This window comes from Arthrobacter sp. ISL-72, assembly GCF_018613755.1.
Classification (GTDB): domain Bacteria; phylum Actinomycetota; class Actinomycetes; order Actinomycetales; family Micrococcaceae; genus Arthrobacter.
The window spans coordinates 272,562-298,682 of record NZ_JAGGPP010000008.1 but is presented as its reverse complement, the minus strand read 5'-3'; the positions used below and the strand labels follow the sequence as shown (position 1 = coordinate 298,682).

Sequence of the window (26,121 nt, the reverse complement as noted above, 5' to 3'; positions counted from 1 at the left end):
TTTGCGGCACCGCAATCTATGCACCGACACTGCTGTAAACCTTCGGCCCTACATGTTTCGCAGGTCCCGTTCGGGCTAGCAACAGCCGGAAGTAGAGCGAAGTGGACTTAAGAGCGTAGGAAAGGGCAACTCCTGCTGCTGCACCCGCGGGCCCCCAGACGAGTGCTCCGACCAGCACAGCGGCGAGGTTAACCACTGCGAAAATTGCCCCGTTCCTGGCGACAAAGGACTCGTACCCTTGGCTCTGTAGAACACCCCCCAGAGGCGGGGCAAGCGAAAGAAACGGGATGGCCACGATCGCCCAGGCGAAGGCCGGCGCGGCCGGGGAGAAGTCATCGCCGAAAAGGAAGACGATGATGGGAGTTGCGAACGGGATGACAGCAAGGAGCGGCAAGCTGGAAACCAGCGTCAAGGCGCTCAGCTTCCTACCGAGTTGTTTTGCGGCAGGCAGGGGCAATACGGCTGCGTGTGGCAGGACCACAGCCACGATAGAACCGGAGACCAGCATCAATGGGTTGATCAGGCGAAAGGCGGCCGAGTAGAGCCCGGCCGACAGCACCGAGACAACTGCACCGACAACGGCGGTGTCCAAGGTTCGCGCCTGCGAACTCAGGTTGGCAACAAGGTACGGTGCCAGGTTTTTGTAGAGTGACTTCGCTGCCGTTCGATCCGACACCCGCTTCAGGCGACGGTTGAGGTGAACAGCGATGTGAACCACTCCAGTAGCGGCGGCAGCAAGAAGTCCAAGGCAATAAGCCGGCACAACCTCCGCCCCGGTCGCGAACAGTAGTGCAAAACCGCCCAGGGCCAAGGATCTGCGGGTCATGACGGAAACGACGAAAACCAGCTTTTCTTTGTCTGCGACGGGTACTGTCAGCCCAGCCTCTGTGAACTGATCCATCGCGAGAGCCAGTGGAATCAGCCAAAGCCACGACGAATGTCCGTTCACACCGGACACCACCGCCAGGACGACAGCGAAAAGCGTCCCCGCAGCAATATTGCCCCAAAAGCTCATGCCCAGGCCCGTGAGAACGTCGGCATTGAGGCCTTTGGCTCTCGCCCGGGGTATGTATGAGCTCAGTCCCCAATCCGCCACCGCAAAAAGCACGGAACCTATGCCCGTGATGATCGCAATAAGTCCAAAATCCTGGACCCCGGCCCAGCGCGCCAGCAGGATGAAAGAAACTGCTTGGAGCCCGCTTGAAAAAATGCGTGCTGCCAGCAGCACAATAAACTGTGCTTTCATGGTGCGCTCCTCGATGCAGCCCAACGTGCCAAACCCGGCTTTAGAAGAACTGCCGTGCTGCACTCGGTAAGACCGGCCGACTGCCTCTGTGTCGACTGACTATGTTCAGCTAACGGCATGCAAATGCCTGAAACCAGCGAAATTGTCACTGGTTTAGCGCTGTGATTCCACGGGACTGACTTCGCGAATTACTTAGCTAAGTAAGTGGCGCACTCTACTGTGCGCGCCGCCCTACCCGGATTTCCCGGTTCTGCTACTGGTCTTCCTCCATCGGCGCCGAGACCCATTGCCGCGTCTCCGGGCGCGTAGATAAACTGCGGCGAATTCCTCCCCCTCGCCCATCCCCTGAAGGGATCGAACATGACATCCTACGAGTCGGCCCGGAGGACCAAGCGCGCCCGCCCTCAGATATTTGATCTGGAGACCAAGCGGCGCACCGCCGTCCTTTTCGGTATTGCGGTGGCCGGCGGACTGGTCGTCGCCCCGCGCGGCCTGGCCTCAGCTGCCGAGGTGCCGACCGTGCTTCGCTTCAATGCCGGAGGCCCAACCGTGATGTCCGGCGGTGTGACGTGGTCTGCCGACCAATACTTCAACGGCGGAAAGTCCTTCACGAACACTTTCGTGAGTAGCATTGCGGGCACCACAGACGACGTGCTGTACCGGACTGAAAGAAGTGCGACATCCGACCTCGACGGCTTTTCCTACACCATTCCTGTGCCCGTGCACGGTACGTACACGGTACGGCTGCATTTCGCGGAAATCTGGTTCGGTGCTCCTGGCGGTGGTCCTGCTGGAGCAGGAAGGCGCGTATTCTCTGCCACCTTTCCGCAGGGGAGTGCCCGGCTTCTCGATTACGACATCTTCGCCGAGGTAGGGGCCGTCACCGCCACCGTCAAGACCTTCGCAGTCGAAGTACTTAATGGCGTTTTGCGCATTGACTTCAGTGCCAAAATCGACCAGCCTAAATTGTCGGCCGTGGAGGTCATCTTTCCCACCTCATCGAGTCCCTCCGAATCAAAGGTGCTTCGGATCAACGCCGGCGGTCCGGCAGTAACCACGGGGGGACAGCTGTGGGCCGAGGACCAGTTCTATTCCGGCGGGAAGTCATTCGTCAACAATTCAGTGACTGCGGTCGCCGGAACTGCCGACGACATTCTCTACGTCACCGAACGAAGCTCGCCCGCTGATCTCGGCGGGTTCAGCTATGCGATTCCCGCCCCAACCGCCGGAGATTATCTCGTGCGGCTCCATTTTGCCGAAATTTGGTTTGGTGCTCCCGGCGGAGGCCCTGGCGGATCCGGAAGGAGGGTTTTCAGCGTCAATATTGAGGGCGGATCGTCGGAAGTAGTTAACTACGACATCGTGGCGAGCGTAGGGAGCACTACCGCGACCGTGAAGGAATTCCTGGTGGAAGTCAAAGACGGTGTCATCAACATAGACTTCAGCGCCACCGTAGACCAACCGAAAATCTCCGCCATCGAGGTCGTTTACCCGCCGGGCGTAGCTTTGCCGCCCACAACGACCGCGACGGCATGGCCTTCGCAATGGCAGCCCGGTCAGTCTGCACCGGCGGGATGCTTTGAGGCGGCAGGCACGGCCTTGTCTGGAAAAATTTACCGCGTCGGCGGCTTCAACGAACGCTACGAAGCCATCCGTTCCTACAGCAGCTTCGACCCCGCGGCGAACAGATGGACGACGCTCGGAACACTGCCGGCAGCCATGGCTGAGACGCATCTTGGAATCTCCAATGACGGTAGATTTGTTTACTTTGCGGGCGGCTTCTCCGGAAACCTGAACCACAACGAATCGCCGAGCCAGGACATCAACAGCAATGTCTATCGCTTCGACCCGTTGACGAATACGTTCACGTTGATCGCAACTCTTCCCCAGCCACGGGGAGCTGGCACCTTGGACGTTCTGAACGGCGAACTTCACTACATGGGCGGCAACCCCGCTGACCGCGTAACCAACGTGGGAGACCACTTCGTCTACAACCTGGCCAACAAGTCCTGGCGAACAGCCGCACCGCTGCCCAACCCCAAGGACCACATGAGCAGCCTCGTACTCGCAGGCAAGATCTACGTACTGGGCGGCGAGCACGGCCACGACCAGCTCCACCTACAGCAAGGGGACGCTCACGTCTATGACCCTGGGACCGACCGGTGGACGCAGATCGCAAATTTGCCAACCCCTAAGAGCCACACCGAGGCAGGAACATTCGTCTCTGATGGCAAGATCATCATGGCCGGCGGCCAGGTCGACAACTTCCAGCCCACATCTCAGGTTGTCGCTTTTGATCCGTTGTTAAACAGCTGGTCTGTGCTCCCGGCCCTCCCGGCTCCCCGCCAGGGGGCCATCATCCAGCGCGTGGACAAGAACGTAATCATCGCGCTGGGCGGCGTGCAGACGAGTGAGCCCCAAAGCAACGTGTGGTTTGGGAAATTGCCCTAGTGCCCCGCCCGTAGTGCTCTACATGAAGGGGTCGCTCGTGCAACCCCGAACCAACCTTATTGGGGAGACATCGTGATAAAAGCAGTCATTCCGGCAGCAGGTATGGGTACCCGTTTTCTGCCGGTTACAAAATCAATGCCAAAAGAAATGCTGCCCATCGTGGACAAGCCGGTGATCCAGTTCATTGTGGAGGAAGCCGCGAGAGCCGGAATAACGGACGTCCTCATGATTACGGGCAGGAACAAACGGGCCCTCGAGGATCACTTCGACCGCTTGCCGTGCCTTGAGGAGGCGTTGGAGAAAAAAGGTGAGACTCTGCGGTTGGCCGAGGTAACGCGGTCATCCGGCCTGGCCAATATCCACTACATCCGCCAGGGCGACCCCTTGGGGTTGGGTCACGCCATCCTCCTATCCCGGCGGCATGTAGGGAACGAACCGTTCGCTGTTCTTTTGGGGGATGACCTCATCGACGAAGAAGAATGCCTCCTGGAGGATTTGATAACAGTCCAGAAGGAGACCGGAGGTTCTGTCGTTGCACTTATGGAAGTCGAGCCGGAACAAATCGGCGCCTACGGTTGTGCAGCCGTCCGGCCGGTATCCGGTCGGGATTACGTGCGGATCACGGATCTGGTGGAGAAACCAACAGCATTCGAGGCGCCGTCGAACTTGGCGGTCATCGGCCGATATGTACTGAGCCCGGCGATATTCGAGGTCCTGGAAACGACTGCGCCAGGCCGGGGCGGTGAAGTGCAACTGACGGATGCCCTTCGGACGCTAACGCAGACCCCGGAGGCCGGGGGAGGAGTTTTCGGAGTGGTCTACCGCGGGCGCCGGTTTGATACAGGCGATAAGCTCAACTACATCAAGGCGGTGGTCAGCCTGGCTTTGGAACGGGGTGATCTGGGTTCCGAGCTTCGCAAGTGGCTTCAGGAAAACATTGATTCCTCCCGCCCCGTCCCGGCGCGCGCAAAGCACCTGTAGGTTCCCGACGGCGGTTAGGCCTGGTTCCGCGTGGATCGTCGCCGTCTGGCGGTCCGTGACCTTATCGTCATGACAAGCGCGGCACCCAGGACCGCGCCAAGTGTATTTGCGCCGATGTCCTGCCAAGTTGCATGCCGCTGGGTAAGCAGGAAGAACTGTCCCAGCTCGATAATGCTTGAAGCACCGAAGCCACTGAGCGCGGCGGCAGGCAGGATGTTTCTTGTCAGGAGGCATGCCAGCAGTGCGCCCCAGGGCAGAAACAGTGCAACATTGGCGCAGAACTCGACCAGCATGTAATTGAACCATTCCGGCGCTCCCAGCCGGTGCAGCCTGCCGAGCACGGACGCCAGTTGCCTGGAGAGCGGCGCGTCGACCGGGGACGGCCAAAACGCGGCGGTCCCCGCAGCGGCAAGGTAGAGGGCCAGAAGTCCCTGGGCCCTCCGACGGGAGCGCATGGTTCTTAGAAGCTTTTGTTTGGTCTGAGCACGATGTTGTAGATGGTTTTGGCAACGGTTACCAGGTCGTTCGGCGCGCCCAGGTTTGATACTGCGGCCGGGAGGAGTCCCAACCCCGCGAGGAGCCCATCCTCTGCGCGCGCGATTTTCATCCCCACCGTCGCATGGCGGAACAGGACGCTTCTCCGTTGTCCCGGGTTCAACCGGCCCATGTTCCTCAGCTCGAACGCGTGCTTGTTCCTGTAGCCTTCGAGCGAGCGCTTTGACAGGCTGATACGGGTGCCGGAGTGATTGTCGTGAATGAAGAGGGCCTCGTCCAAAATCCCGGTCTTGGCCCCGGTTTCCAGCAGTTTTATCATCAACAGATGATCTTGAAACCTGGGTGTCTCCGGGAAGCCGCCTGCTTCGGTCAGCACTTTGCGGCGGACCATTATCATGGGCGTGAACGTATTTCCGTCCACAATGAAGTCGGCCAGGTTAGCTCCGCGGGCAAAGGCCAGAGGTGACTCCACCACTGCGCCGTTTTCGGACAACACCATGTGGCACAAGGAGACGTCGAGCCCGTACGCCAACATGTGCTGAACCTGTTTTTCGACCTTCTCCGGCAGGTAGACGTCGTCATCGTCGAGGAACGTTACGAGGCTTCCGCTGCCGGCGTCGAATCCCGTGTTCCTCGCTGCCGACCCGCCCCCATTGCTTCTCCGCGTGATGTAGCGGATCTGTTGGCAGTCAATGTAGGGACGCAACGAGAGCTCGGTTATCGACTGGTCTTCGGAACCGAGCGGGTTGTCGTCCACAACAACAACTTCGATCCGGGCATAGGTCTGGGCCAGGACGCTGTCGATGGCACGGGACACCCTATCCGGGCGGCCAAACGTGGGAATAACGACGCTAACCGCGGGAAGGTCTCCGGCCTCCAAGGCGGGGTCAGTAGTTTCCGCCATTGTCAGGAATTCCATGCGTTATCGGCTGTTGCGTCGGCCCTGACGCTCGATCCGTACGACTCCTCCAGCTTTTCCGCAACACCGTCCATGCCAAACATCATGCGTGCGCAGGCTGCGGCATGGCGTCCTGCCGCATCCAGCAGCGAAGGCGTCGCCAGTAGCTCCTTGACGCAGTCGATAAGAGAGCGCAACGTTCCATTGCTGACGGCGCCCGATCCGGACTCCCGGACTGTCGGAGCGAGCCCACAGGATTCAGTGACAACCACCGGTTTGCCGAGCGACATGGCTTCGAGAACGCTCATGGGGAACGGCTCGTCCCGCGACGGGAGGACGTAGAGGGATGATCGCTCCATGCGTTGGCGTGCAGCGTCCGGCGCAATGGCCCCCTCCCATGCCAAGGCATTGCCCATCCCTGCATCGTTGATGGCCCTTTTAACGGCCTGCCCTTGTCCTTCGTCTGGTCCGACCAGTCGAAAAAGTACATCCGGAAACAGCTTGTGAAGTTCTACTGCCATTGCCACAAAATCGAGGGGGTTCTTACGTGGGTGAAGCCGAGCAAGGAACAACACCTCCCGTGGAAACGGATCCGTGGTCATCGAGCGGCCGGAGGACGGCACTCCGTTTCGCAAGTGTTCGAGGCGCAGGGTTTGACGGGCAACAGTCTTTAGCGCGGATGCTTCTTCGGGGGTCAGGTAGAAAACCCGTTGCGCGGAGCGAAGCAGCGGCCGCGTCCATAATGAGTCCAGCGGCCGGGCCAGCACCTTGGAGGAGGGACAGATCATGCCGTGCGGCTGAACGAAAAACGGCACTTTGGCACGCCCTGCCAGCAGGGCTGCAGGCAACATAACAAGGTCCCTTGCCAGGTGCAGGTGGCATACATCGGCTGTGTGAAGGTTTGCCGTCAGCCATTTCCGCATGTCGGGTGACGCTAAGGCGGCGAACCCTCCCGCCGGCAGAACACGCTGCACTGGAAACAAGCGAACAGGGACTCCATCAAAGGATGTCGGCATGTTCCTGCCAAATCCTGTCGCGCCGGCCACAAGAGTGACATCGTGCCCTCTTTCCAGCAGGGCCCTGGTCTGGTTTACCGCCACCCGGACAGGCCCGCCGTATGCTCCGTCCGGAGATATCAGTGTGACTACCTGAAAGATCTTCATCCTTCCCCCTATTAATCCCGTACTTCGGACCGTGCTGCTCTTGCATGGCCGCCGTCCGGGACATCCTGCACCACCAGGGCAGTGGCTCCGACGACGGCCCCGGTTCCTATGGTCACCCCGCGAAGAACGGTTGCACGGGCGGCGATCCAAGCTCCGTCCTTGACCGTGATGGGGGCATTGTCGAACTCGAAGGTAGAGGAACGCCAGTCGTGGCTCCCTGTACAGAGCAATGCGCCTTGCGAGATGCAGGAATCGGAACCGATGGAGATGGGTTCCAGATTGAGCAGCCACGCATCGGTTCCGATCCATACATTGTCGCCAACGGAAAGTTTCCAGGGCCAGTGGACGCGGACACCGTGGCGTATCTTCACTCCCGCCCCGACGGTTGCTCCGAATTTCCTGAGTATGGCAACGCGGAGCGAGGATGGGCACCACGGTCTTTCGACGACCATGGAGGACATGAGGACCCATGCGCCCTGGACCGCAATAGAACGGCCCTTGTCATATCCCGCGCCGGTAAAACCCGCGAGGTTCCTTTTGATCATCATCGAATTTTCCATCCTCCGGGGAAGTAGTAATTAGACGCGGAGTCTGCCGGTGTTCGACCGGTACCACTGCACGGTGTCGGAGATTCCCTCGCGAAGGGTGATTTTTGGCGTCCATCCCGAGGCGGTCAGGCGGCTAACGTCGAGCAGCTTCTGCGGAGTGCCGTCCGGCCTGCTGGTATCCCACAGCAGGGAGCCCTCATAGCCGACCGCGTCAGCCACAATTTCGGCCAGTTCCTTAATGCTCACGTCTGTTCCCGTTCCAACGTTTATCTGAGTGGGACCGTCGTAATTTTCGAGGAGGTGGAGACACGCCCCGGCCATGTCGTCGACGTGCAGGAACTCTCGCCGGGGTGTACCTGTTCCCCAGTTCTCAACGGACTGTGCCCCGTTCATGACCGCCTCATCGAAGCGCCGTATCAAGGCAGGAAGCACATGGGATCCGAGTCGGGAGAAGTTGTCGCCGGGTCCGTAAAGGTTGGTGGGCATCGCGGAGATCCACGGAAGACCGTACTGGCGGCGGATAGCCTGGATTTGGAGTATGCCTGCGATTTTTGCAATGGCGTAGGCATCATTGGTTGGCTCGAGATGGCCGGTCATGAGGGACTCTTCACGGATCGGCTGGCTTGCCATCCGGGGATAGATACAAGAGGATCCGAGGAATAGCAGCCGTTCGACTCCGGCTTCAAGGGCGGCGTCCAGAACATTCAGTTGGATGCGCAGGTTTTCGCTGAGGAAGTCAACGGGAAACCTGTTGTTGGCCAGGATCCCTCCCACCTTTGCGGCGGCCAGAACCACGTACCGCGGTGAGAATTCCCGAAAAAACGCAAAAGTTGCACTGCGGTCCGTGAGATCGAGTTCGGTCGACGTGCGTCCTAGGAGTCGAGTGAATCCGTTCGATTCGAGGCAGCGCCAGATGGCCGAGCCAACAAGGCCGCGGTGCCCTGCAACGAAAAAGGCGGACTCGCGGTCTAGCTTGCCGGGAGCGAACTGAGAACTTTTGTCCATGGTCATGACCCCCATGACGGCAACTGAACGCGGTCCACCCAGGCGGTGCCCGCGCAATTCAAGGCCCGAATGTCCGCTTCGACCATGATTCTGGCTAAGTCGGGGGTCTCCACAGTCGGTTTCCACCCGAGCTTGTCCTTCGCCTTGGTGGCATCCCCGACGAGGGCATCCACTTCCGTGGGCCGAAGAAACTTCTCATCAAACACAACATGGTCTTCCCAGTTGAGCCCGACGTGTTCGAACGCGATCTTGAGGAAGTCCCTCACTGTGAAGCCGACACCGGTCGCCAGCACGTAGTCTTCGGGCTCGTCAACCTGCAGCATTCGCCACATGCCTTCTACATATTCGGCTGCATAGCCCCAGTCGCGAACCGCGTCAAGATTTCCCATGAAGAGTGTGTCCTGCTTGCCGGCATGGATCGCGGCCACTGCACGCGTTATTTTCCTGGTGACAAATGTCTCGCCCCTTCGGGGCGACTCGTGATTGAACAGAATCCCGTTGACGGCGAAAAGACCATAAGCCTCGCGGTAATTCTTGGTGACCCAGTAGCTGTAGACCTTGGCGGCGCCGTAGGGGGAGCGAGGGTAGAACGGCGTATCTTCATTCTGCGGCGGTGGCGTCGCCCCGAACATTTCGGAGGAGGAAGCCTGGTAGTAACGCGTATCGATGCCTGCAAGCCGCACGGCCTCGAGTAGCCGGATTGATCCTATGCCCGTCGTGTCACCGGTGTGCTCGGGTTCTTCAAAGGACACACGCACATGGGACTGAGCCCCGAGGTTGTATACCTCGTCAGGTCGGATTTCTGAAAGAAGCGTCACCATCCGCGCCCCGTCACTGAGGTCGCCGTAATGCAGGAACAGCCTGGCGGCCGGGTCGTGCGGATCCGTGTAGAGGTGGTCGATTCGTGCTGTGTTGAAAGTGGACGCCCGGCGGATGAGGCCGTGGACTTCGTAGCCCTTAAGTAGTAGAAGCTCCGCCAGGTACGATCCGTCCTGGCCTGTGATGCCTGTGATGAAAGCACGCTTTTTCATTTGTTCCCCCTAGTGGCGAGCAGGTTTATCAAAGGTTTTGGGTTACTAGTTCGCAAAGGAATTCCTCGTACTCTTGGATCGCATGCGCGGCGGAAAGCGTTCGCTCCCGGAACTGCAGGCCGTTTCGTCCGAGTTCCCGACGCCTCGCCATGTCGCGGCCCAGGTCCTCACTTGTGAGCACCAAGGCGAGCGGATCGCCGGCTGTGATTCGAACGCCGCCTCCGGATGCATGGAGCTCGGAAGCAGTTACGCTGCCGGCGTCTGTGGCCGCAACCACCGGGTTGCCGCTGCTGAAGTAGGAAGTAAGTTTGCTGGGCACGGCCATTTCAGTGATGCCGGGGCGTTCATTGACCAGGAGAATATCCGCCGCGGCCATAACGGCTTGAAAATCCTCTGCGGGCACCGGATCAACGAAAGTCAGGTTTTTGATACCGGCTGACGAGGCTTCAAGCAGTGTCCTCTGATTACCGTCTCCCATGAGCACGAAACGCACGGGAGAGTTTCTGGAGGCTGCGATTTTCGCTGCTGCGACAACATTTTCCAGGCCTTGTTTTGCGCCCATGTTGCCACAATGCAGAACAACAACCTCAGCCGGTTTCCATCCGAGCGAACGGCGAACGGCTTCCTTATCCACTGGGCCTGCACTCGCCAGGTGGGTCCAATTGCGAATCACCCTTACAGCATTTTCCTCCAGGCCCAGGCGGGAAGTTAGATAATGCTTGAATCTTTCGTGGATTGCGACTACTCCATCCGCACGATTCAGCGTCGATGACTCCAGCTTTTGTGTGAGTGTCGCCGCCCAGCCCCTGGCCGCTCCGGTTTCGACGAGGCCTGCACTGTAGATGTCCTGTACCCAGACAACCGTTCTGGGTGGGTGCAGCCCCAGTCTGAGACGGAGCATGGCCATGGCACTCGAGATGAGCGCCGGACTGGCAAGCAGGACAACATCCGGCTTTCCCCAGTTCGAGCACATCAATCTGAAGCCAAACGTCACTTCCATGAGGAGGCGGTCAACGCGTTTCGGCGCTGCCGGAACGAAGTGCCTGAGCCGAAGAAGTCGAACGCCGTTCAGCACCTCGGAGCGCGACCAGCCGGAGTATCCCTGCCGGATCCTCCACTCCGGATAGTGTGGGTAGCCCGTCAAAACCCGGACCTCATGGCCGGCCGCAGTAAGCCCTTCCGCGAGGCCCGTCGTGTACGGAGCGATGCCAGTCGGCTCGGGTTCATAGTTCAAACCGAGAATCGTGATACGCAGCTGAGATGGGCTCATTTCGGTGACATTAGCAGCGGCTGAATCGATTGAAACGAGTAGTTTCCCGATTGAACTACTCGTTTTTTTCCGGTGATTTCTCGGGTTTGCCGGCCGGTTACGGGGAACACTTCTCGATTTGGGTTGACTCGCTCCCGGACCGTTGACGATGCGGGATTCATGGCAAAGACTGGCCACGTCGAACTTCCCGGTCGCGACAACGGCCTCAACTATTCAGCCGAAATCAGCAGGGCTGAAGTCTGGAGCTACATGTTTTTGCGTCGCATGCCACTAGGTGTTATGCCCGCTATTGGCCTTGCGGTCGTCCTGCTGGCTACTTGGATTGCAGCGCTCTGGTATCACAGCTCAGTGATATTGCCTGAGGACAACCCGTTCACTGAGGTTTGGTATGCCTATTCGCCGGAGGGATCCGCCCGCATCTTCGCGTTTGCCGTTCTGGGCTTGGTGCTGGCATGCGCCTTCCCCGCCCGGGGACCAAGGCTGCAAGGGCTGGGAGGAACACTTAGTTCGGAACTCGCGGCACACACCGGCATCTGGGTGCTCTGTGCCCTCGCGTCGGGCGCCCTGCTCGTCGTTGCAAAGGGCAGCAACCTGCTTGAGGCCGAGGAATACCTGAAATTCCAGGGACCCCAGGCGTTGGCGAGTCTGTCGAACATTGCAGCGCCTGTGGGAATTATTGCTTCAGGTCTGGTCGCCGCCAGGCACAGGGTGCTCGGCACAGTGCTGTTTGCCGGAATTTCGCTGTGCCTGTTCGCCTACGGTACGAGGCTGCTGGCAGTTGCCCCTTTCATTTTTCTCGCAGGCACTCTCTTCGCGGGAAGGAGGGTCCGCTGGCCGCTTTGGTTGCTCGCTGGTCTGCTTTCCTACTTGTCGCTTCCCGTCGCTCTGAGGTCACGGGAGCTGGAGCGTCATGGATTGATTCCCTACGCGGAATACCTGCAAAGCCACATCGGACCCAACAACTTCTCGGAGGTTTTGGAACTGGTGGGAAACTTCGGATTTACGGCGCCAATTGCGCAATTTACTGCAAATTTCGCCGAGAAAATTCCTCCCGCTGCCTTCTTCGCCTCAATTAATCCTGCTCCGGGTGGCGCTGCGGGCTGGGACGTCTGGGGGGCTTCCTTGCGCGCCCATTTCTATATTCCCTACTCCATGATCGGGGAGTTCGCAAATGCCGGTATGCCCGCCCTGGTGCTGGCAATGTTTACCTGGGCTCTTATTTGCCGGCTTTGCATAAACATAACAATGCAGAACTCCAGCCCCTTGGGCCGGCTCGCTCTCGTGGCCGTCATGGGCCTTATTGCGATCAGCAGCCTGTATCTGCTGCAATACAACACGCGCTCGGTTAGCAGAGTGATGACCATCGTCATTGGGATAACCATCGTGGCTTTTCTACATAACCTGAGGAGGAGGGCCAATGCCCAGACTGTCAGTGCTGATGCCCGTGAAGAATGGCCTGCCGTATCTTCCACGCGCAGTCCGCAGCACGCTCCAGGCAATGCCCCGGGACTCGGAATTAGTGATCTTGAACGATGGCAGTGACGATGGGACGCCGGAGTATCTGGAATCGGTGACAGACCGCCGGGTGAAAGCGATCCATCATCAGGCATCCGGAGGCGTCGCCAAGGGTCTGAACTTTCTTCTGGCGTCCACCGACAGCGAGCACGTGGCGCGGATGGACGCGGACGACCTGTGCCTTCCTTGGCGTTTTGCCCTGCAGGAAGCAAACCTGCGGTCGGCAGAAATGGTTTTCAGCAGCGTCATTTTCATGAACTCCAGAGGCCTTCCCGTCAGACCGGATCTACCTGGCCGCATAGCGCCGGACGCCACCCCTCTGCACCTTCTCCTCGGGAATGTCCTGGTCCATCCGACTCTCTATGCCACCCGCCAAATCATGGATGACATGGGCGGCTACCGTGCTACGGCAGCCGAGGATTACGACCTATGGCTGAGAGCTGCCCGCAAGGGGGCACGGATGGTGCGGACCGCGGAACCTGTTCTGATGTACCGCCGGCATGGCAAGCAAGCCACAACGACCGGAGGCTGGCTCGCCAAAGCCGATGACCCGCTTCTTGACGAGTCCTACGGGCAGCTGGCCCGCGATGCCTGCGGCTGTCTGGGTGACACGCGAACCCTCCGGCGCTCGTCCGTCTCAGGCCAGGCCGAGAGGGCCGACCCCCAGGAGTGGCGATCATTCCTGTCCCAATTCCGCGCAAAAGCCAGGCTGCTGCGACCGGCCCAGCGCGCCCTGATCAACCTACGCCTTTCACGGTTCCAGCATGCGTAAGTCCGGAATGCGGTGTCCTGGAGCGGACCGGCGCAGGACCCCTGGACCCGCGGCCGTCCACGGGAACGGAACCAGGACGTCGCCATGCTAGGTGACGCGCAAGAGGTGGCGCGGCGGCAGTTTCTTATTGTCGTCAGTTCGGGAGCCCTGGCGGGCACGTTCGTGGCTGACCGTCCCCTTCAGCTGCCCCAGGCGCTTCCCGAAACTCCGTCCCAGTCGGTGAACGTTAAGGCATTCGGGGCACGGGGCGACGGTACAGGCGACGATAGTGGCGCGATCAATGCCGCGCTGGAATTCGCCTACCGACATTCAGTAGCAGTCGTCATACCTCCGGGGCGGTACAGAACAGTTAGCGGAATTGTTCACAAGAGCGGAGTGACAGTACGGGGAGCCGGCGCCGGCTCGACAACGATCGTCAACATGTCTCCGATCCGCAACATGGCACAGGCAGTGGCATGGCACCTGGGGACGTACGGACCGGGAAATGCGGCGTCCTCCGTGCACCGTGAACCCGGAATCATCATCGAGGACACCGCCGAGGGGTCAACGAGCGTTAAGCTCAGCGACCAAGCGGCGGGAGCACAACTGGCTCCCGGCGACCTGGTCTCGCTCGAAGGAGGCAATGTCAACAAGTCAGTGGAATCCCCGCGGACTCCCAACGCCGTGGCGCGGATCATCAGGTCGGAGCCTGCAACGGGCCTTGTCTTCCTTGACGGGCGCGCACCGAAACTGGCCACGGTCGAGGGGCGAAGGCCGGTTCTTCGCAGGCTGAACTCCGGGCTGGTTCCTTCGCTTGGGCCTGATGCAGCCAGCGGCGGGACGGCCCACCTCACTGTGAGGGCTGCACTGTCTGGCGTGACGATTATCAGCGCGGCGGAGGGATATCCACCGATTAATCTCGCATGCGCCGAGACGACTATTTCTGACGTTCAGACGGAGGGCTGGACCTCGCTGTCCGGTAATCCTGTGGTGAGATGCGTGTTCAAAAACATCGTCGGGCTGTACAACCATGGGGCTGTGGAGCTCGCTTACATGTCCCACGACAACCAATTTGAGAATTGCCAGTGGACCCGGACCGGGAGGGACCCCTCGCCGGGCACATCATTCGGAGTCTGGGTGAACCCCAGCGAGGGCGCCCGGGACAGCTCCTTCACGAACTGCAGCGTCAGCGACATGACTGAGCAAATGACAGAGGCTGCGCTGCCTGCGCTGGAACTCCACGCAGGCTGCCGCTGGGCCGGCGGCACAGTGGCCTCGTCCCGGTCCCGCTTGGCCGTTCTTGCATACTCCGGAGCAGTTGTCGAAGGAACGACCATTGTGGCGCATCGGGGAAATGCAGTTGAAATTGGCGGAAACAGCATCGTTAGCGGTTGCAAAGTGGAGACGTTGGGCGGTCCGCCGGCGAAAGGAATCCATGTTTCCAAATGGGGCCGCGGGGCCCGGGTGAGCGGCAACGTACTCGGAAGGACCGGAGCCAGGACGCCTTCCGATACGATCATCGACGAAGGCGTGCAGACAACGCTGCTCAACAACGAAACGTACTAGTTCGACACCTCCACCGGGCGCCAGGCGCGTTGATGGCCGCACCCCGGGCACGTTGTTTCCTGCCCGGAGTACGGCCAACGGAGCCTGTCCACTCCTTCGCTCGGCCGGCTAGCCGACCAGCCCGGCGACACCGATCGCCGCGGTGGCGGCTCCCAGCACCATGGAGACGGACACCAGGACAACGTGGACCGTCAGGAACTTCGTGGCCTTGCCGGCGGCGTCACGTGCCCGCGGATCCTTCATGACGCGGCGGAGGAACTGCGGCCACACCACCAGGGACCAGATGCCGGCAATGATCAGGACCCAGGCAAGTGCTGCGGGAAGCTGCACGGGTTAATGGCTTTCCAGCCAGGCCTGGGCCTGCTGCGACTGGATGTTCAGTGCCTTGCCCACCATGGGCTCCGCGGCGTCGGCGATCTTGCCGCCCAGGAACGGGACAGAGGACGTGACATTGCCCTCCAGTTCCACGCGGGTGCTGCCGCCATCGGCGATAAGCCGCTGAACTGCACTCACGTCCAGCGGTGCCCCGGCAATCTTCAGGCTGATGCTGCTCTGGCGGGAGCCGTCTGCGGCGGGAGCTTCCCACGACTCAAGCTGGGTCACAGTGAGGCTGTCACCCACGAACTTGCGGGCAATCTCAGGCAGCCGGGTGGTGGGCAGGGTGCGCACCGAGGTGGTGCTGAACGCGCCGGCAACATCGCCGTCGACCTTGAACGATTCAAGGGTTCCGCCGACCAGTTCGCTGGTGTGGCGCTGGAAATCCTCGTTGGCGAACACAGCGGCTACGCGATCGACGCTGTGCGGCAGGGTGGTGGAAGCACTCAGTGCCATTGTTCCTCCATTGGGTTGGGGGTATGGGGCATCGGTTTTTTGCCTCCCACATCCTACGGTGCGGAGCGCGCCGACTCCGATTCTGCTTCTTCCAGCTTTGACGCGGCGGCCGTGATGTTGTGCGACATGGCGGGAAAGATGACGCTGTGAAACGGCAGCACAGCGAGCCAGTACAGCCTGCCGCTGAGGCCCTTCGGGAAGAAGATGGCACGCTGCCGGTAACGGCTGCCGGCGCCTTCCGGCTCCACCGAAAGCTCAAGCCAGGCCCGGCCCGGGGCGCGCATCTCTGCCCGCAGCCGCAGCAGCCGGCCCCGTTCGATCCGCTCAACCCGCCACCAGTCCACCACTTCGCCCCCGGCAAGCAGGTGCGGATGCCGGCGGCCGCGGAGCAGCCCGGCCCCGCCCTGTAGCTTGTCCAGCCAGCCGCGGACGCGCCACGCCAACGGCAGGGAGTACCAGCCGTTGCGGCCGCCGATGCCCTCGATGATGGTCCACACATGCTTCGCGTCGGCGGGGCTGGAAAAGCTCCGCTCGTCCAGGTACACACGGTGTCCGGCCCAGTCCGGGTCGCTCGGGAGCGGGTCGGCGTCCGCACCCGCGCTGGCCCAGGTGGTCTCCACCTGGGCATCCCGTTCCTTGCCCAGGGCGAGGGCCACGGCCTGGCGGTACGAGGTCAGGCCGCCCTCGGGCACCGGGATGTACCCGTCGACGTCGTTCTCAGTCGCCACCGCGTCGTGTTGGAGTGATTGGACCAGCGGCAGGGACATGGACAGGGGAATAGGCGTGGTCAGGGCGACCCACATGCCGGCCAGTTTGGGCGCAGGAACGGGCAGCGCCAGCACCACGCGGTGCGGCAGTCCTGCCTCGGCCGCGTACTCCTTCATCATTCCCGCGTAGGAGAGCACCTGCCGGCATCCGATGTCGAAGGTGCGGTTGATGGGCCCGTCCAATGACGCTGCGGCAACGAGGTAGTGCAGCACGTCGCGGACCGCGATGGCCTCGATCCGGTTCCGCACCCAGCTCGGCGCCGGCATGAAGGGGAGGGTCTCTGCAAGATGCCGGATCATCTCAAACGAGGCCGATCCGGAACCGATCACGACGCCGGCCTGGAACACCACCGCGTCCACCGGACTCGAAAGGAATACCTTGCCGACGGCCTCCCGGGACCGCATATGCGTTGAGAGCCGGGCGCCTTCAGGATGCAGGCCGCCGAGGTAGACAATCCTGCCCACGCCGGCGTCGGCAGCGGCTTTCGCCGCAGTTTCCGCCATGGCTTTTTCTTTGGTCTCGAACCCGGCGCCGGCGGCCATGGAATGGACCAGGTAGTAGAGAACGTCGACGTCGTCGAGCGCCGCCCGCAGCACCTCGCCGTCGTCGAGGCTGCCCTGCACGACCTCGACCTGTTCCAGCCACGGTACCCCGGCTATCTTTGCCGGTGTCCGGACCACCACTTTCACGGCGTGCCCTGCCTCGAGGAGACGGGGCACGAGCCGCCCGCCGATGTAGCCGGTGGCACCGGTGACAAGCACGGTTTTAAGACTGCCGTTCATTGGGGGTCTCCTTGGAACGTCGCGGAATGCCTCGGTGCAAAGCCAGCTTAGCAATCCACGTTTTCGGACGTATTGCCCCCTACGGACCCAAGGCAGGCCGGAGGGAGCGTAGTCACGGCGGCTCGCGGTAGGCTGGGAAGACCCGGGATTCTCGCGAATTTCGGGTTTTCGTGTTGCCTGCTTTCAGCGATCATTTCAGGAGCGTCCGCCATGAGCCTCAACGGCCCGTCACTCACCGGCCTGCGCCGCGCGCTGGCCGGAGACAAAACGTTTGCCCGCGTGCAGGCTGAAGCGTCCCGGGGCTTTGGAACCCGCAGTGAGGATTACCAAATCAGCGCGCCGGCCGGCCTCCGCGCTGCCCTGCTGGCGGAGATGTCCGATGGCCTCGCCTCGGTCCCGGCCGGATCCGCAACGGCAACGAACGACGGCGGCGGGTCGCCGTTGGTGCTGGCCGTCACGGCAACCGGCCGCGAAGCCGAGGACCTCACCGCCGCACTGCGCGCATATCTTCCGGCCGACTCAGTGGCCGAGTTCCCCAGTTGGGAAACCCTTCCGCACGAACGGCTGTCCCCACGCTCCGACACCGTGGGCCGCCGCCTGTCCGTGCTCCGCAGGCTGGCGCACCCCGAAACTGCTGCCGGCGGTCCCTTGCGCGTGGTGGTGGCTCCCGTCCGCGCGGTAGTGCAACCGATCGTCGCCGGACTCGGGGAGCTCAAGCCCGTCACGCTGCGGGTGGGCCAGGAAGTGCCTTTCAGCAGCGTGGTGAAGAACCTGGCAGACGCCGCCTACGCCCGGGTGGACATGGTCACCCACCGCGGCGAGTTCGCCGTCCGCGGCGGGATCCTCGACGTCTTCCCGCCCACCGAGGACCACCCCGTCCGGGTCGAGTTCTTCGGGGACGAGGTGGACCAGATGCGCTGGTTCGCCGTCGCCGACCAGCGCTCGCTGTCTTCACCCGGCCTGCACCATCCCACCGAACTGCATGCGCCGCCGTGCCGTGAAATCCTCATCACCCCATCGGTGATGTCCAGGGCCGCCACGCTCAAGTCCCAGCTGCCCGCCGCGGCGGACATGCTGGAAAAGATCGCCGGCGGCATCGCCGTGGAAGGGATGGAATCCCTGGCTCCCGTCCTGGTGGATGCCATGGTCCCCTTCGTGGAGCAGCTGCCCGGCGGGTCCATTTCCGTGGTGATCGAACCGGAAAAGGTCCGCACCCGCGCCCACGACCTCGCAGCCACCAACGAGGAGTTCCTGGAAGCTGCCTGGTCCACGGCGTCCGACGGCGGCACCGCGCCTTTGGCGCTGGACACCGTTCTGAACTCCCAGGCCTCGGCTGCGCTCCACTCAGCCAGCTTCCGTTCCTTGGCTGAGACCCGCAGCTCGGCCCTCGGCCAGGAGGTCTCGTGGTGGTCCATCACCTCGCTGGCCACGGACGAAGAGCTGACCCCTGATGTCGACGTGCTGAACCTTCATGCCCGTGAACCCCGCGGGTACCAGGGCGACGTGGCCGAGATGATGGACTTCATCGGCTCCCACGTCCGGGACCAGTGGCGGATCGTGGTGGCCACGGAGGGCCCCGGACCGGCCCAGCGCCTGGCCGAGCTTTTCCACGACGCCGACATCCCGTGTGCGCGGGTGGACTCCCTGGACAACGAACCCCAGGCCGGCATCATCGAGGTGACCACTGCCGCCGTCGGACGTGGTTTTGTCCTGGATGGCCTCAAACTGGGCCTGCTGACCGAAGCGGACCTGCTGGGACGCACGTCCGCCGGATCTACCAAGGACATGCGGCGCATGCCGTCCAAGCGGCGGAACGCCGTGGACCCGCTGCAGCTGCTGGCCGGGGACCATGTGGTCCACGAACAGCACGGCATCGGCCGGTTCGTGGAGCTGATCCAGCGAAAGGTGGCGGGCGGCGGCGACGGCGTCCGCGAATACCTGGTCCTCGAGTACGCGCCGTCCAAGCGCGGCGCTCCGGGCGACCGGCTCTTTGTGCCCACCGACCAGCTGGACCAGGTCACCCGCTACGTGGGCGGTGACACCCCGGCCCTGAGCAAGATGGGCGGCTCGGACTGGGCGAGCACCAAGTCCAAGGCGCGAAAGGCCGTCAAGGAGATCGCCGGCGAGCTCATCCGGCTGTATTCCGCCCGGATGGCGTCCAAGGGTTTCGCCTTCGGCCCGGACACGCCGTGGCAGCGGGAACTGGAAGAGGCCTTCCCCTACGTCGAAACCCCGGACCAGCTGACCACCATCAACGAGGTCAAAGCGGACATGGAGCGCGAGATCCCAATGGACCGGCTGGTGTCCGGCGACGTGGGGTACGGCAAAACGGAAATTGCAGTCCGTGCTGCGTTCAAGGCCGTCCAGGACGGCAAGCAGGTGGCGGTGCTGGTGCCCACAACGCTGCTCGCCCAGCAGCATTACGAGACGTTCACGGAACGCTTCTCCGGCTTCCCGCTCCGGGTGAAGCCGCTCTCGCGCTTCCAGGCGTCGAAGGAGGCCAAGGAGACGGCCGAAGGTGTGAAGAACGGTTCGGTTGACGTGGTGATCGGCACGCACCGGCTCCTGTCCAAGGACTTCGCGTTCAAGGACCTCGGCCTCGTGATCGTGGACGAGGAACAGCGCTTCGGGGTGGAGCACAAGGAAGCGCTGAAGAAGATGCGCACCAACGTGGACGTCCTGGCCATGAGTGCCACGCCGATCCCGAGGACGCTGGAGATGTCCCTGACGGGAATCCGCGAAACGTCCACTCTGGCCACCCCGCCGGAGGAACGCCATCCCGTCCTGACCTACGTCGGACCGTACACGGACAAGCAGACCTCCGCTGCGGTCCGCCGTGAACTGATGCGCGAAGGGCAGGTGTTCTTCGTGCACAACCGCGTCTCCACGATCGAGCGCACTGCCGCCAAGATCCGCGAACTGGTGCCGGAAGCCCGGGTGGAAGTGGCCCACGGCCAGATGTCGGAAAGCCGGCTGGAACAGATCATCGTGGATTTCTGGGAGAAGCGCTTCGACGTGCTGGTGTGCACCACCATCATCGAAACCGGCTTGGATATTTCGAACGCCAACACCCTGATCGTGGACGGCGCGGACAAGTACGGGCTCTCCCAGCTCCACCAGCTGCGCGGACGCGTGGGCCGCGGCCGGGAACGTGCCTACGCCTACTTCCTGTACCCCTCGGAAAAGCCGCTGGGCGAGGTGGCGCTGGAACGGCTCAAGGCCGTGGCCACCCACAATGAGCTCGGCGCCGGCATGCAGCTGGCCATGAAGGACCTCGAAATCCGTGGTGCCGGAAACCTGCTTGGCGGGGAACAGTCCGGCCACATCCAGGGGGTGGGCTTCGACCTCTACATCCGCCTGGTGGGCGAAGCCGTGGCGGACTTCCGCGGCGAGGCCGAGGAGAAGGCCGCGGAGATGAAGATCGAGCTGCCCGTCAACGCGCACCTGCCGCATGATTACGTGCCGGGCGAGCGGCTGCGCCTCGAGGCGTACCGCAAGCTGGCGGCCGCGCTGACGAATGAGGCCATCGACGAGGTACTGGCCGAACTCGTGGACCGCTACGGCGAGCCGCCGCTGCCGGTGCAGAACCTGATCGCCGTCGCGCGTTTCCGGGTGGGGGCCCGGGAAGCGGGGCTGTCCGACGTCGCCCTGCAGGGAAACTTCATCAAGTTCTCCCCGGCGCAGCTGCCCGAATCGAAGACCATGCGGCTCAACCGCATGTACCCGGGCGCGCAGTCCAAACCTGCCCTCGACGCGGTGCTCATCCCCAAGCCGAAGACTGCGAGGATCGGCGGCCGGGACCTCCAGGATGCTGAGATCCTGCAGTGGGCCAACGGAGTGATCCGGAACATTTTCTCCGATGCACCTGTTTCCCTCGAAAAGGCAGGTAGCTAACCCATGATGGGAGGACACCACGCCGCGTCGGGAGCCGCGGCGTGGGTGGCTATTGCGTCAACGGGGCCTTACACGCTGGGCTGGTATCCGCTGGACGCCACCGGGATCCTGATCGGCGGCATGGCGACGGCGGGAACGGCGCTGGTGTGCGACTGGGACCACCGGCACAGCACGGTGGCCAATTCGCTGCCGCCGCTGTCGAACGTGATTGCCGTGGGAATTGAAAACGCCAGCGGCGGGCACCGGCAGGGCACGCACTCTGTGCTCGGGGCGGCCTTCTTCGTGCTGCTCGCCACGCTGGCCGGGCAGATCCAGCTGCAGACGGACTGGGGACTGCTGTCGGTGGGTGCCGGACTGCTGTGCATGTTCATGATCAACATTGCGGCCAAGGCGCTGAAGCTGTTCCCGAAGGCCGGCTTCGTCAGCAACTGGCTCTTCGCCCTGACCATGGCCGGACTGGTGGCCTGGTTTGCGCCGGACCAATGGACGTGGCTGCCCGTGTCAATGCTGACCGGCGTGGTGGTGCACATCGTGGGGGACATGATCACCACCGGGGGAGTGCCGCTGCTGTGGCCGATTGTGATCAAACCGCCCAGGTTCCTGCGGAAACTGCCCGTCCTCAACGACGTCTGGAAGGCCAACGGCGCTTTTTCCGTTCCGCTGCTGGGGCGGGCCGGCTCGAAGCGGGAATGGCTCGTGCTGATCCCCGTGAGCGCCTACGCCATGGTGGGAATGTGCGTGGCGGCCTGGGCCCTGGCCGAGGCGCACTTCCCGGCCGCCCTGGCGCTCGGAAGCACCCTGGTCAACAGCTTGTTCGGGACGGCGTAACGCCGAGGCCGGAATGCAAGAGCGCTTAAACGGCTGAAGCCCCTGGACAGTCCAGGGGCTTCAGCCGTTTCAGCGCGTCATGCTTAGTGCTCGCCGGCGGAATCCGAACGGCCCAGGATGGTCTGCGGGATCCAGAACGCGGAGGCGAAAAGGCCCAGGCAGACGGCCATCGGCCACGGGTTGCCCAGCGTGAGGAAGGACAGGGAGTAGATGGAGCCGAGGAACAGGGCCATCATGACCACAAAGACGGCGATGCTGCCTGCGAGGCTGTTCTCGTTCTGAGGGGTCTTGGGGCTATCAACGGACTTGGACATTCATTCCTCCTCGGCCCCGCAGGGCTCAAAACGCCCCGAAGGGCTCAAAAACTGTGGCGGTTCCGGACCGTATCAGTACGCGGACGAACCCTGTTCGCCTTTGACGATCGCAATGCCGGAGCTGGCGCCAATTCGGGTTGCACCTGCAGCAATCATAGCCTGCGCGTCGGCCAGTGAACGCACACCCCCGGAGGCCTTGACGCCCACCTTGGGGCCCACCGTGCGGCGCATCAGCGCTACGTCCTCCACCGTAGCGCCGCCGCCGTTGAAGCCCGTGGACGTCTTGACGAAATCCGCCCCGGCCTCCACGGCCGCTTCGCAGGCAAGGACCTTCTGGGAATCGCTGAGCAACGCCGTCTCGATGATCACCTTCAGGACGGCCTCACCGGAGTGGACAGCCTCGGCGACAGCCTTGATGTCGTCAACCAGCGTGCCTTTGTCGTCCGCCCGGGCAGCCGCAATGTTTATCACCATGTCCACTTCGTCGGCCCCGTCCAGGACGGCGCCCCGGGCTTCGAAGGCCTTGACGTCACTCGGCGTGGCACCCAGCGGGAAGCCGACCACTGAGCAGGTCAGGACGCCCGAACCCTTGAGCGCCGTGGTGACGGTCTTGACCCATACCGGGTTCACGCACACGGATTTGAAGTGGTACTCGGCGGCCTCCGAACACACCTTGAGGATCTCCGCTTCGCTGGCCTCCGGCTTCAGCAGGGTGTGGTCGATGAAGGAGGCGATTTCTGCCGGTGCGGTGACCCCGGGTGCGGTGGCGCCGGAAGCGGTGGCTTCAGGCAGCCCGGCCGCGGTGGCTTCGTTGCTCATGATGGTCCTTCCTGGTGGGTGCCGGGCCTCGTGGGCAACAGGCGCCGTGTTCTTCGGGGCTTCTCAGGTGACCATCTTGCCACAACGGCGCTAGGCGGCAGCCGGGACAGGTTCCTGCATGGTTGCCTGCATGAGCCGGGCAGCGCAGACGCCCGCAGCCGAGCCTGACGCCACCAGGAGCCCCAGTCGGACACCGTCGAACGAGGCGGCGTCGCCGATGGCCCAGATTCCCGGGACGGAGGTCCGGAAGTCCTGGTCGATCACGACTCCGCCGTTTGGCGCCGTTGCAACACCGGCGCTGGCGGCGAGCGCGTCACGCGCCACGCGCTCTTCGGCGAGGACCACCAGGTCGCCGTTCATGCTGCTGCCGTCGTCGAAGACAATCCCGGCGGCGGGCACCGCCGAACCGGGCAGCGCCGAACCCGACAACCCCGGGACCACTGCGGCGGGCCGCATCGTAGTGCGGACAGGGCGTACGCCGCGTGCCCGCAGCACCGCCTCCGCCTGGCCTGCCTCGGGCCCGGTTCCCACCAGGATCCCCAGCGGCCGCCGGCCCAGGACCCGGGTCACTTCTTTGACGGCGTTGCCGATCCGTACGGCGTCATCGATGGTGGAGTAGCTGAGGCAGCGGCCAGCGCCGTCCACGGGGGCGAGTGCCGGGGCCGAGCCGGTGGCAATCACCAGCTGGTCATAGCTGAACTCCATGCCGTCCGCCGTGGTCACCATCCGCTGGCGTGCGTCGACGAAGCTGGCGGGCTGGCCGAAACGGACGGAAACCTGGGGCAGGGCGGCGAGTTCCAGCAGCTCGGAGGGGGCGTCGTCCCGGTTGCTGAGGATGGTGATGCTGCCGGCGAATCCGGGGCGGTCCAGCTGGCTCACCAGAGCCCTGGCCGCCGGACCTGCGCCGGCAATGACCACGCGCGGCAACGGGGACGCCTGGATTTTGGTGGAAGAAGAGATGGACGCTGCCGGAGCGGACATGTGAAGGCCCTTTCGCTGCTGAGGCCCTTGTTTGGCCTGGGTTGGTGATGGAAACCAGCGTAGGCTTACGGTTTTTCGCGGGTGTTTCCCGGCTGTTGCCGGAATATCGCCGTTTGTTCGCCACTGTTTACCGAGCGGTAACAAATGTGTTCAGCGGTACCGGCGGAACGCCTCCCGCACCCCTCCTGCAGCGACTGCTGCAACGACGGCGGCCCTGTCCGCGGGCCCGTGGACACCGGCCGGTTCCACGGACGCGATGAGCGCGGCCGCATCTCCCAGCCCCATGGTGACAGGAACGTCCAGCAGGGATCCGACCGTGAGGTGCGCCCGGCGGGTATCGTCCCAGGCGTCCGGGCCCGGATCGTCGTGGAAAACCCGAGCTACGGCCAACCGGTGCCAGGCGCCGCCGGCATGGACGGAGGCCCGGTAGGTGACGGATTCGCCCCTGGCGTCCACCCGGCCGCCGGCAAGGAAAATCCTCGGGCCGAAGGGAGCATGGTCGATGAACCCGGTGAGGCCGGCCGGCGCGCCTGAACCGTCGAGGGGCAGGGTCACCGTGAGCGTAAGGCGGACTTCCTCGCCTCCGCCCTGGTTTCCGGCGCGGCCGTGAAGGCGCTCAGTGAAGCGGATGCCGGGCGGAGGCTCCACCATTGCCGTGCAGGAAGCATCCTTGGGCAGGCCCTCGGCGGTCATGGCCTTCAGGTAGCTGCGGGCATCGCGGTAGCCCATCCCGATCAGGGTGTCGGCGTCGATCCGGTCCAGGTAGAACTCCGGATCCAGCGGCAGGGGGTTCTCCGGCCTGACCACGTGGAGGATGAAGTCCCGTCCGGCCGCCGCTGCCGCGTCGAAGTCGGCCAGGAGGGCGCCCATGGCGCTCATCTCGATCATGTGGACGTACTGTTCCAGCGGGCCGTCCCCCCAGTAGTCGGTGTTTCCTATGCACCAGATAAGCCACACTTCGTCTGCTTCGCGGCGGAGCGCTTCGGCCACATTGGCATCCCGGATCCAGACCGCGTCCGTCCAGATCTTCCCGTCCCGCCGCAGCGGGGTGAGGAAGATGGGAAGCGACATCCCGGCTGCCATGAGTTCTGCGTCCACGTCGCGGGCATCGATGGCGTGGCAGCGCTTCGCGGTGAACTCCGCCACGTTGAAGGTACCTTCGACGGCGCCCGGGAGGGCGGCGCGGCGCCGGATCTCGCCGTCGTTGATCCCGAGGGCCGGGAACACTTTGCCGAGCAGGCCGTCCGCGTCACCGATCGCGGGCAGCGACCACGGCCCCTTGACGTAGTCTCCCGGCGGAAGAGCCGAGCCGAAGTCCCTGACGTTGACACCGGACCAGTTCCGGCACATGTCCTCGGGTGACACTCCGGAGAGCAGCATCCCCGCCGTCAGGATGCCGCCGGATGTCCCGTCCACGTGGTCAAAGTGCAGCCCCTCTTCGGCCAGTGCCCGCACCACTCCGGCCTGCCAGGCCACCCGCATTCCACCGCCGGCCAGGACCAGCGAGCGCTTCACGGACCCCTCCTCCCGCCGGGGCCGCCGTGCTCCCAGTAGACCCGGCGCAGGTAAATCAGGCACAGCGCCGCCGTCGCCAGGTCAAAGACAGCCACGGCCAGCGCCACGGGTGCGAATACGCCGTTCATGACGCCGACGGCGACGGCGGCGCAGGCGCCCGCCTTCTGGACGCCTGACCACAGCAGCACCTCCGGAGCCGGCGTCGGACGCAACAGCGTATGGAGCAGGAGTCCGCCCACCACCACCATGAACATCCCTACGGTGGCGAACAGCTGGCGTGCCGCCGTCGTCGGCTCCGCCCCCAGCAGCTCCAGGACGGGGCCGCCGAACGGTATCTGAACCGCGCCGGAAAAGATGGTGATGACGGCGACCGCGGCCAGGACTGCGCGCAGCGGATCTGCCCCGATCCAGGTGCCGATGCCGGGAAAGGACGCGCCGGACGGGCTTGCCGCCCCGCTCATGATGCCGC

The 26,121-nt window shown here is 63.1% G+C and carries 23 protein-coding genes; 7 read left to right on the top strand and 16 right to left on the bottom strand.

Features of this window, described 5'->3' with window-relative positions:
• Positions 1-16: 16 nt before the first annotated feature.
• Entirely contained in the window at positions 17-1,246 is a 1,230-nt protein-coding gene (locus J7I92_RS09460) for an oligosaccharide flippase family protein (protein ID WP_214839779.1), read from the bottom strand.
• Between the two features lie 360 nt (positions 1,247-1,606).
• On the opposite strand from J7I92_RS09460, the gene J7I92_RS09455 reads away from it, so the two are divergent.
• Together J7I92_RS09455 and galU are read left to right on the top strand one after the other, a co-directional pair.
• On the top strand, positions 1,607-3,697 hold the full coding sequence (locus tag J7I92_RS09455; protein ID WP_285290083.1) for a malectin domain-containing carbohydrate-binding protein: 2,091 nt from the start codon (positions 1,607-1,609) through the stop codon (positions 3,695-3,697).
• 69 nt (positions 3,698-3,766) lie between these two features.
• Positions 3,767-4,678 (top strand): UTP--glucose-1-phosphate uridylyltransferase GalU, encoded by a 912-nt coding sequence (galU, locus tag J7I92_RS09450; protein WP_311380250.1) that lies wholly within the window; start codon positions 3,767-3,769, stop codon positions 4,676-4,678.
• Positions 4,679-4,692: 14 nt separating this feature from the next.
• Here galU and J7I92_RS09445 read toward each other — a convergent pair whose 3' ends face one another.
• From J7I92_RS09445 to J7I92_RS09415, 7 genes are read right to left on the bottom strand one after another with little or no spacing between them, the layout of a single operon-like run.
• Positions 4,693-5,133 (bottom strand): VanZ family protein, encoded by a 441-nt coding sequence (locus tag J7I92_RS09445; protein WP_214839775.1) that lies wholly within the window; start codon positions 5,131-5,133, stop codon positions 4,693-4,695.
• 5 nt (positions 5,134-5,138) lie between these two features.
• Positions 5,139-6,077, bottom strand: coding sequence for a glycosyltransferase family 2 protein (locus tag J7I92_RS09440; protein WP_214839772.1), 939 nt, complete (start codon positions 6,075-6,077; stop codon positions 5,139-5,141).
• Between the two features lie 2 nt (positions 6,078-6,079).
• A complete protein-coding gene (locus tag J7I92_RS09435; RefSeq protein WP_214839770.1) occupies positions 6,080-7,234 on the bottom strand; it encodes a glycosyltransferase in 1,155 nt (384 codons plus the stop codon).
• Positions 7,235-7,245: 11 nt separating this feature from the next.
• Positions 7,246-7,782 carry a DapH/DapD/GlmU-related protein gene (locus J7I92_RS09430; RefSeq protein ID WP_251039676.1) on the bottom strand — a complete coding sequence of 179 codons (537 nt, stop codon included), beginning with the start codon at positions 7,780-7,782 and terminating at the stop codon, positions 7,246-7,248.
• Positions 7,783-7,812: 30 nt separating this feature from the next.
• Positions 7,813-8,787 carry a GDP-L-fucose synthase gene (locus tag J7I92_RS09425; RefSeq protein WP_214839769.1) on the bottom strand — a complete coding sequence of 325 codons (975 nt, stop codon included), beginning with the start codon at positions 8,785-8,787 and terminating at the stop codon, positions 7,813-7,815.
• Positions 8,788-8,789: 2 nt separating this feature from the next.
• Positions 8,790-9,818, bottom strand: coding sequence for a GDP-mannose 4,6-dehydratase (gmd, locus tag J7I92_RS09420; RefSeq protein WP_214839767.1), 1,029 nt, complete (start codon positions 9,816-9,818; stop codon positions 8,790-8,792).
• 28 nt (positions 9,819-9,846) lie between these two features.
• Positions 9,847-11,088 carry a glycosyltransferase gene (locus tag J7I92_RS09415; protein ID WP_214839765.1) on the bottom strand — a complete coding sequence of 414 codons (1,242 nt, stop codon included), beginning with the start codon at positions 11,086-11,088 and terminating at the stop codon, positions 9,847-9,849.
• A 159-nt stretch (positions 11,089-11,247) separates the two neighbouring features.
• Between J7I92_RS09415 and J7I92_RS09410 the strand changes: the two genes are divergently transcribed.
• The 3 genes from J7I92_RS09410 (at position 11,248) to J7I92_RS09400 (ending at position 14,920) form a co-directional block, all read left to right on the top strand.
• Complete coding sequence (locus tag J7I92_RS09410; RefSeq protein WP_214839763.1) at positions 11,248-12,630, top strand: hypothetical protein; 1,383 nt, start codon at positions 11,248-11,250, stop codon at positions 12,628-12,630.
• Complete coding sequence (locus J7I92_RS09405; RefSeq protein ID WP_251039740.1) at positions 12,527-13,375, top strand: glycosyltransferase family A protein; 849 nt, start codon at positions 12,527-12,529, stop codon at positions 13,373-13,375. Before J7I92_RS09410 ends, J7I92_RS09405 begins: the two co-directional genes overlap by 104 nt.
• A gap of 84 nt (positions 13,376-13,459) precedes the next feature.
• Positions 13,460-14,920 (top strand): glycoside hydrolase family 55 protein, encoded by a 1,461-nt coding sequence (locus tag J7I92_RS09400; RefSeq protein ID WP_214839759.1) that lies wholly within the window; start codon positions 13,460-13,462, stop codon positions 14,918-14,920.
• A 108-nt stretch (positions 14,921-15,028) separates the two neighbouring features.
• On the opposite strand, the gene J7I92_RS09395 is transcribed toward J7I92_RS09400, so the two are convergent.
• Genes J7I92_RS09395 through J7I92_RS09385 form a run of 3 tightly spaced genes read right to left on the bottom strand, consistent with a single transcriptional unit; the run spans position 15,029 to position 17,301 of the window.
• Complete coding sequence (locus tag J7I92_RS09395; protein ID WP_214839757.1) at positions 15,029-15,250, bottom strand: SCO4848 family membrane protein; 222 nt, start codon at positions 15,248-15,250, stop codon at positions 15,029-15,031.
• A gap of 3 nt (positions 15,251-15,253) precedes the next feature.
• Entirely contained in the window at positions 15,254-15,751 is a 498-nt protein-coding gene (locus tag J7I92_RS09390) for a DUF2505 domain-containing protein (RefSeq protein ID WP_214839755.1), read from the bottom strand.
• Positions 15,752-15,804: 53 nt separating this feature from the next.
• Positions 15,805-17,301 (bottom strand): SDR family oxidoreductase, encoded by a 1,497-nt coding sequence (locus tag J7I92_RS09385; protein ID WP_214839753.1) that lies wholly within the window; start codon positions 17,299-17,301, stop codon positions 15,805-15,807.
• 210 nt (positions 17,302-17,511) lie between these two features.
• Here J7I92_RS09385 and mfd point away from each other — a divergent pair, with 210 nt between their 5' ends.
• The gene (gene mfd / locus J7I92_RS09380; RefSeq protein WP_214839751.1) at positions 17,512-21,195 is read left to right on the top strand and encodes a transcription-repair coupling factor; all 3,684 of its coding nucleotides are present in this window, start codon (positions 17,512-17,514) and stop codon (positions 21,193-21,195) included.
• Between the two features lie 3 nt (positions 21,196-21,198).
• Positions 21,199-22,023 (top strand): metal-dependent hydrolase, encoded by an 825-nt coding sequence (locus J7I92_RS09375; RefSeq protein WP_214839750.1) that lies wholly within the window; start codon positions 21,199-21,201, stop codon positions 22,021-22,023.
• Positions 22,024-22,106: 83 nt separating this feature from the next.
• Here the strand turns inward: J7I92_RS09375 and J7I92_RS09370 are convergent, their stop codons facing one another.
• The 5 genes from J7I92_RS09370 to J7I92_RS09350 all read right to left on the bottom strand — a co-directional run bounded on the left by J7I92_RS09370 (position 22,107) and on the right by J7I92_RS09350 (position 26,113).
• Positions 22,107-22,337, bottom strand: a complete 231-nt coding sequence (locus tag J7I92_RS09370; RefSeq protein ID WP_214839748.1) for a hypothetical protein — start codon at positions 22,335-22,337, stop codon at positions 22,107-22,109.
• A 72-nt stretch (positions 22,338-22,409) separates the two neighbouring features.
• Positions 22,410-23,156, bottom strand: coding sequence for a deoxyribose-phosphate aldolase (gene deoC / locus J7I92_RS09365; protein WP_251039674.1), 747 nt, complete (start codon positions 23,154-23,156; stop codon positions 22,410-22,412).
• A 90-nt stretch (positions 23,157-23,246) separates the two neighbouring features.
• Positions 23,247-24,137 carry an FAD-dependent oxidoreductase gene (locus J7I92_RS09360; RefSeq protein WP_214839746.1) on the bottom strand — a complete coding sequence of 297 codons (891 nt, stop codon included), beginning with the start codon at positions 24,135-24,137 and terminating at the stop codon, positions 23,247-23,249.
• 150 nt (positions 24,138-24,287) lie between these two features.
• The gene (locus J7I92_RS09355; RefSeq protein WP_214839744.1) at positions 24,288-25,652 is read right to left on the bottom strand and encodes a patatin-like phospholipase family protein; all 1,365 of its coding nucleotides are present in this window, start codon (positions 25,650-25,652) and stop codon (positions 24,288-24,290) included.
• Positions 25,649-26,113: a hypothetical protein gene (locus J7I92_RS09350; protein ID WP_251039673.1), complete on the bottom strand. Its 465-nt coding sequence runs from the start codon at positions 26,111-26,113 to the stop codon at positions 25,649-25,651. The genes J7I92_RS09355 and J7I92_RS09350 overlap by 4 nt, the downstream gene beginning before the upstream one ends.
• Between the last annotated feature and the right edge of the window lie 8 nt (positions 26,114-26,121).

Excerpts from the sequence above, each read along its gene's own strand:
- J7I92_RS09460 (WP_214839779.1), bottom strand. The coding sequence starts at position 1,246 with ATGAAAGCACAGTTTATTGTGCTGCTGGCAGCACGCATTTTTTCAAGC.
- J7I92_RS09455 (WP_285290083.1), top strand. The coding sequence starts at position 1,607 with ATGACATCCTACGAGTCGGCCCGGAGGACCAAGCGCGCCCGCCCTCAG.
- J7I92_RS09445 (WP_214839775.1), bottom strand. The coding sequence starts at position 5,133 with ATGCGCTCCCGTCGGAGGGCCCAGGGACTTCTGGCCCTCTACCTTGCC.
- J7I92_RS09440 (WP_214839772.1), bottom strand. The coding sequence starts at position 6,077 with ATGGCGGAAACTACTGACCCCGCCTTGGAGGCCGGAGACCTTCCCGCG.
- J7I92_RS09435 (WP_214839770.1), bottom strand. The coding sequence starts at position 7,234 with ATGAAGATCTTTCAGGTAGTCACACTGATATCTCCGGACGGAGCATAC.
- J7I92_RS09430 (WP_251039676.1), bottom strand. The coding sequence starts at position 7,782 with ATGATGATCAAAAGGAACCTCGCGGGTTTTACCGGCGCGGGATATGAC.
- J7I92_RS09425 (WP_214839769.1), bottom strand. The coding sequence starts at position 8,787 with ATGGACAAAAGTTCTCAGTTCGCTCCCGGCAAGCTAGACCGCGAGTCC.
- gmd (WP_214839767.1), bottom strand. The coding sequence starts at position 9,818 with ATGAAAAAGCGTGCTTTCATCACAGGCATCACAGGCCAGGACGGATCG.
- J7I92_RS09415 (WP_214839765.1), bottom strand. The coding sequence starts at position 11,088 with ATGAGCCCATCTCAGCTGCGTATCACGATTCTCGGTTTGAACTATGAA.
- J7I92_RS09410 (WP_214839763.1), top strand. The coding sequence starts at position 11,248 with ATGGCAAAGACTGGCCACGTCGAACTTCCCGGTCGCGACAACGGCCTC.
- J7I92_RS09405 (WP_251039740.1), top strand. The coding sequence starts at position 12,527 with ATGCCCGTGAAGAATGGCCTGCCGTATCTTCCACGCGCAGTCCGCAGC.
- J7I92_RS09400 (WP_214839759.1), top strand. The coding sequence starts at position 13,460 with ATGCTAGGTGACGCGCAAGAGGTGGCGCGGCGGCAGTTTCTTATTGTC.
- J7I92_RS09390 (WP_214839755.1), bottom strand. The coding sequence starts at position 15,751 with ATGGCACTGAGTGCTTCCACCACCCTGCCGCACAGCGTCGATCGCGTA.
- J7I92_RS09385 (WP_214839753.1), bottom strand. The coding sequence starts at position 17,301 with ATGAACGGCAGTCTTAAAACCGTGCTTGTCACCGGTGCCACCGGCTAC.
- mfd (WP_214839751.1), top strand. The coding sequence starts at position 17,512 with ATGAGCCTCAACGGCCCGTCACTCACCGGCCTGCGCCGCGCGCTGGCC.
- J7I92_RS09375 (WP_214839750.1), top strand. The coding sequence starts at position 21,199 with ATGATGGGAGGACACCACGCCGCGTCGGGAGCCGCGGCGTGGGTGGCT.
- J7I92_RS09370 (WP_214839748.1), bottom strand. The coding sequence starts at position 22,337 with ATGTCCAAGTCCGTTGATAGCCCCAAGACCCCTCAGAACGAGAACAGC.
- deoC (WP_251039674.1), bottom strand. The coding sequence starts at position 23,156 with ATGAGCAACGAAGCCACCGCGGCCGGGCTGCCTGAAGCCACCGCTTCC.
- J7I92_RS09360 (WP_214839746.1), bottom strand. The coding sequence starts at position 24,137 with ATGTCCGCTCCGGCAGCGTCCATCTCTTCTTCCACCAAAATCCAGGCG.
- J7I92_RS09350 (WP_251039673.1), bottom strand. The coding sequence starts at position 26,113 with ATGAGCGGGGCGGCAAGCCCGTCCGGCGCGTCCTTTCCCGGCATCGGC.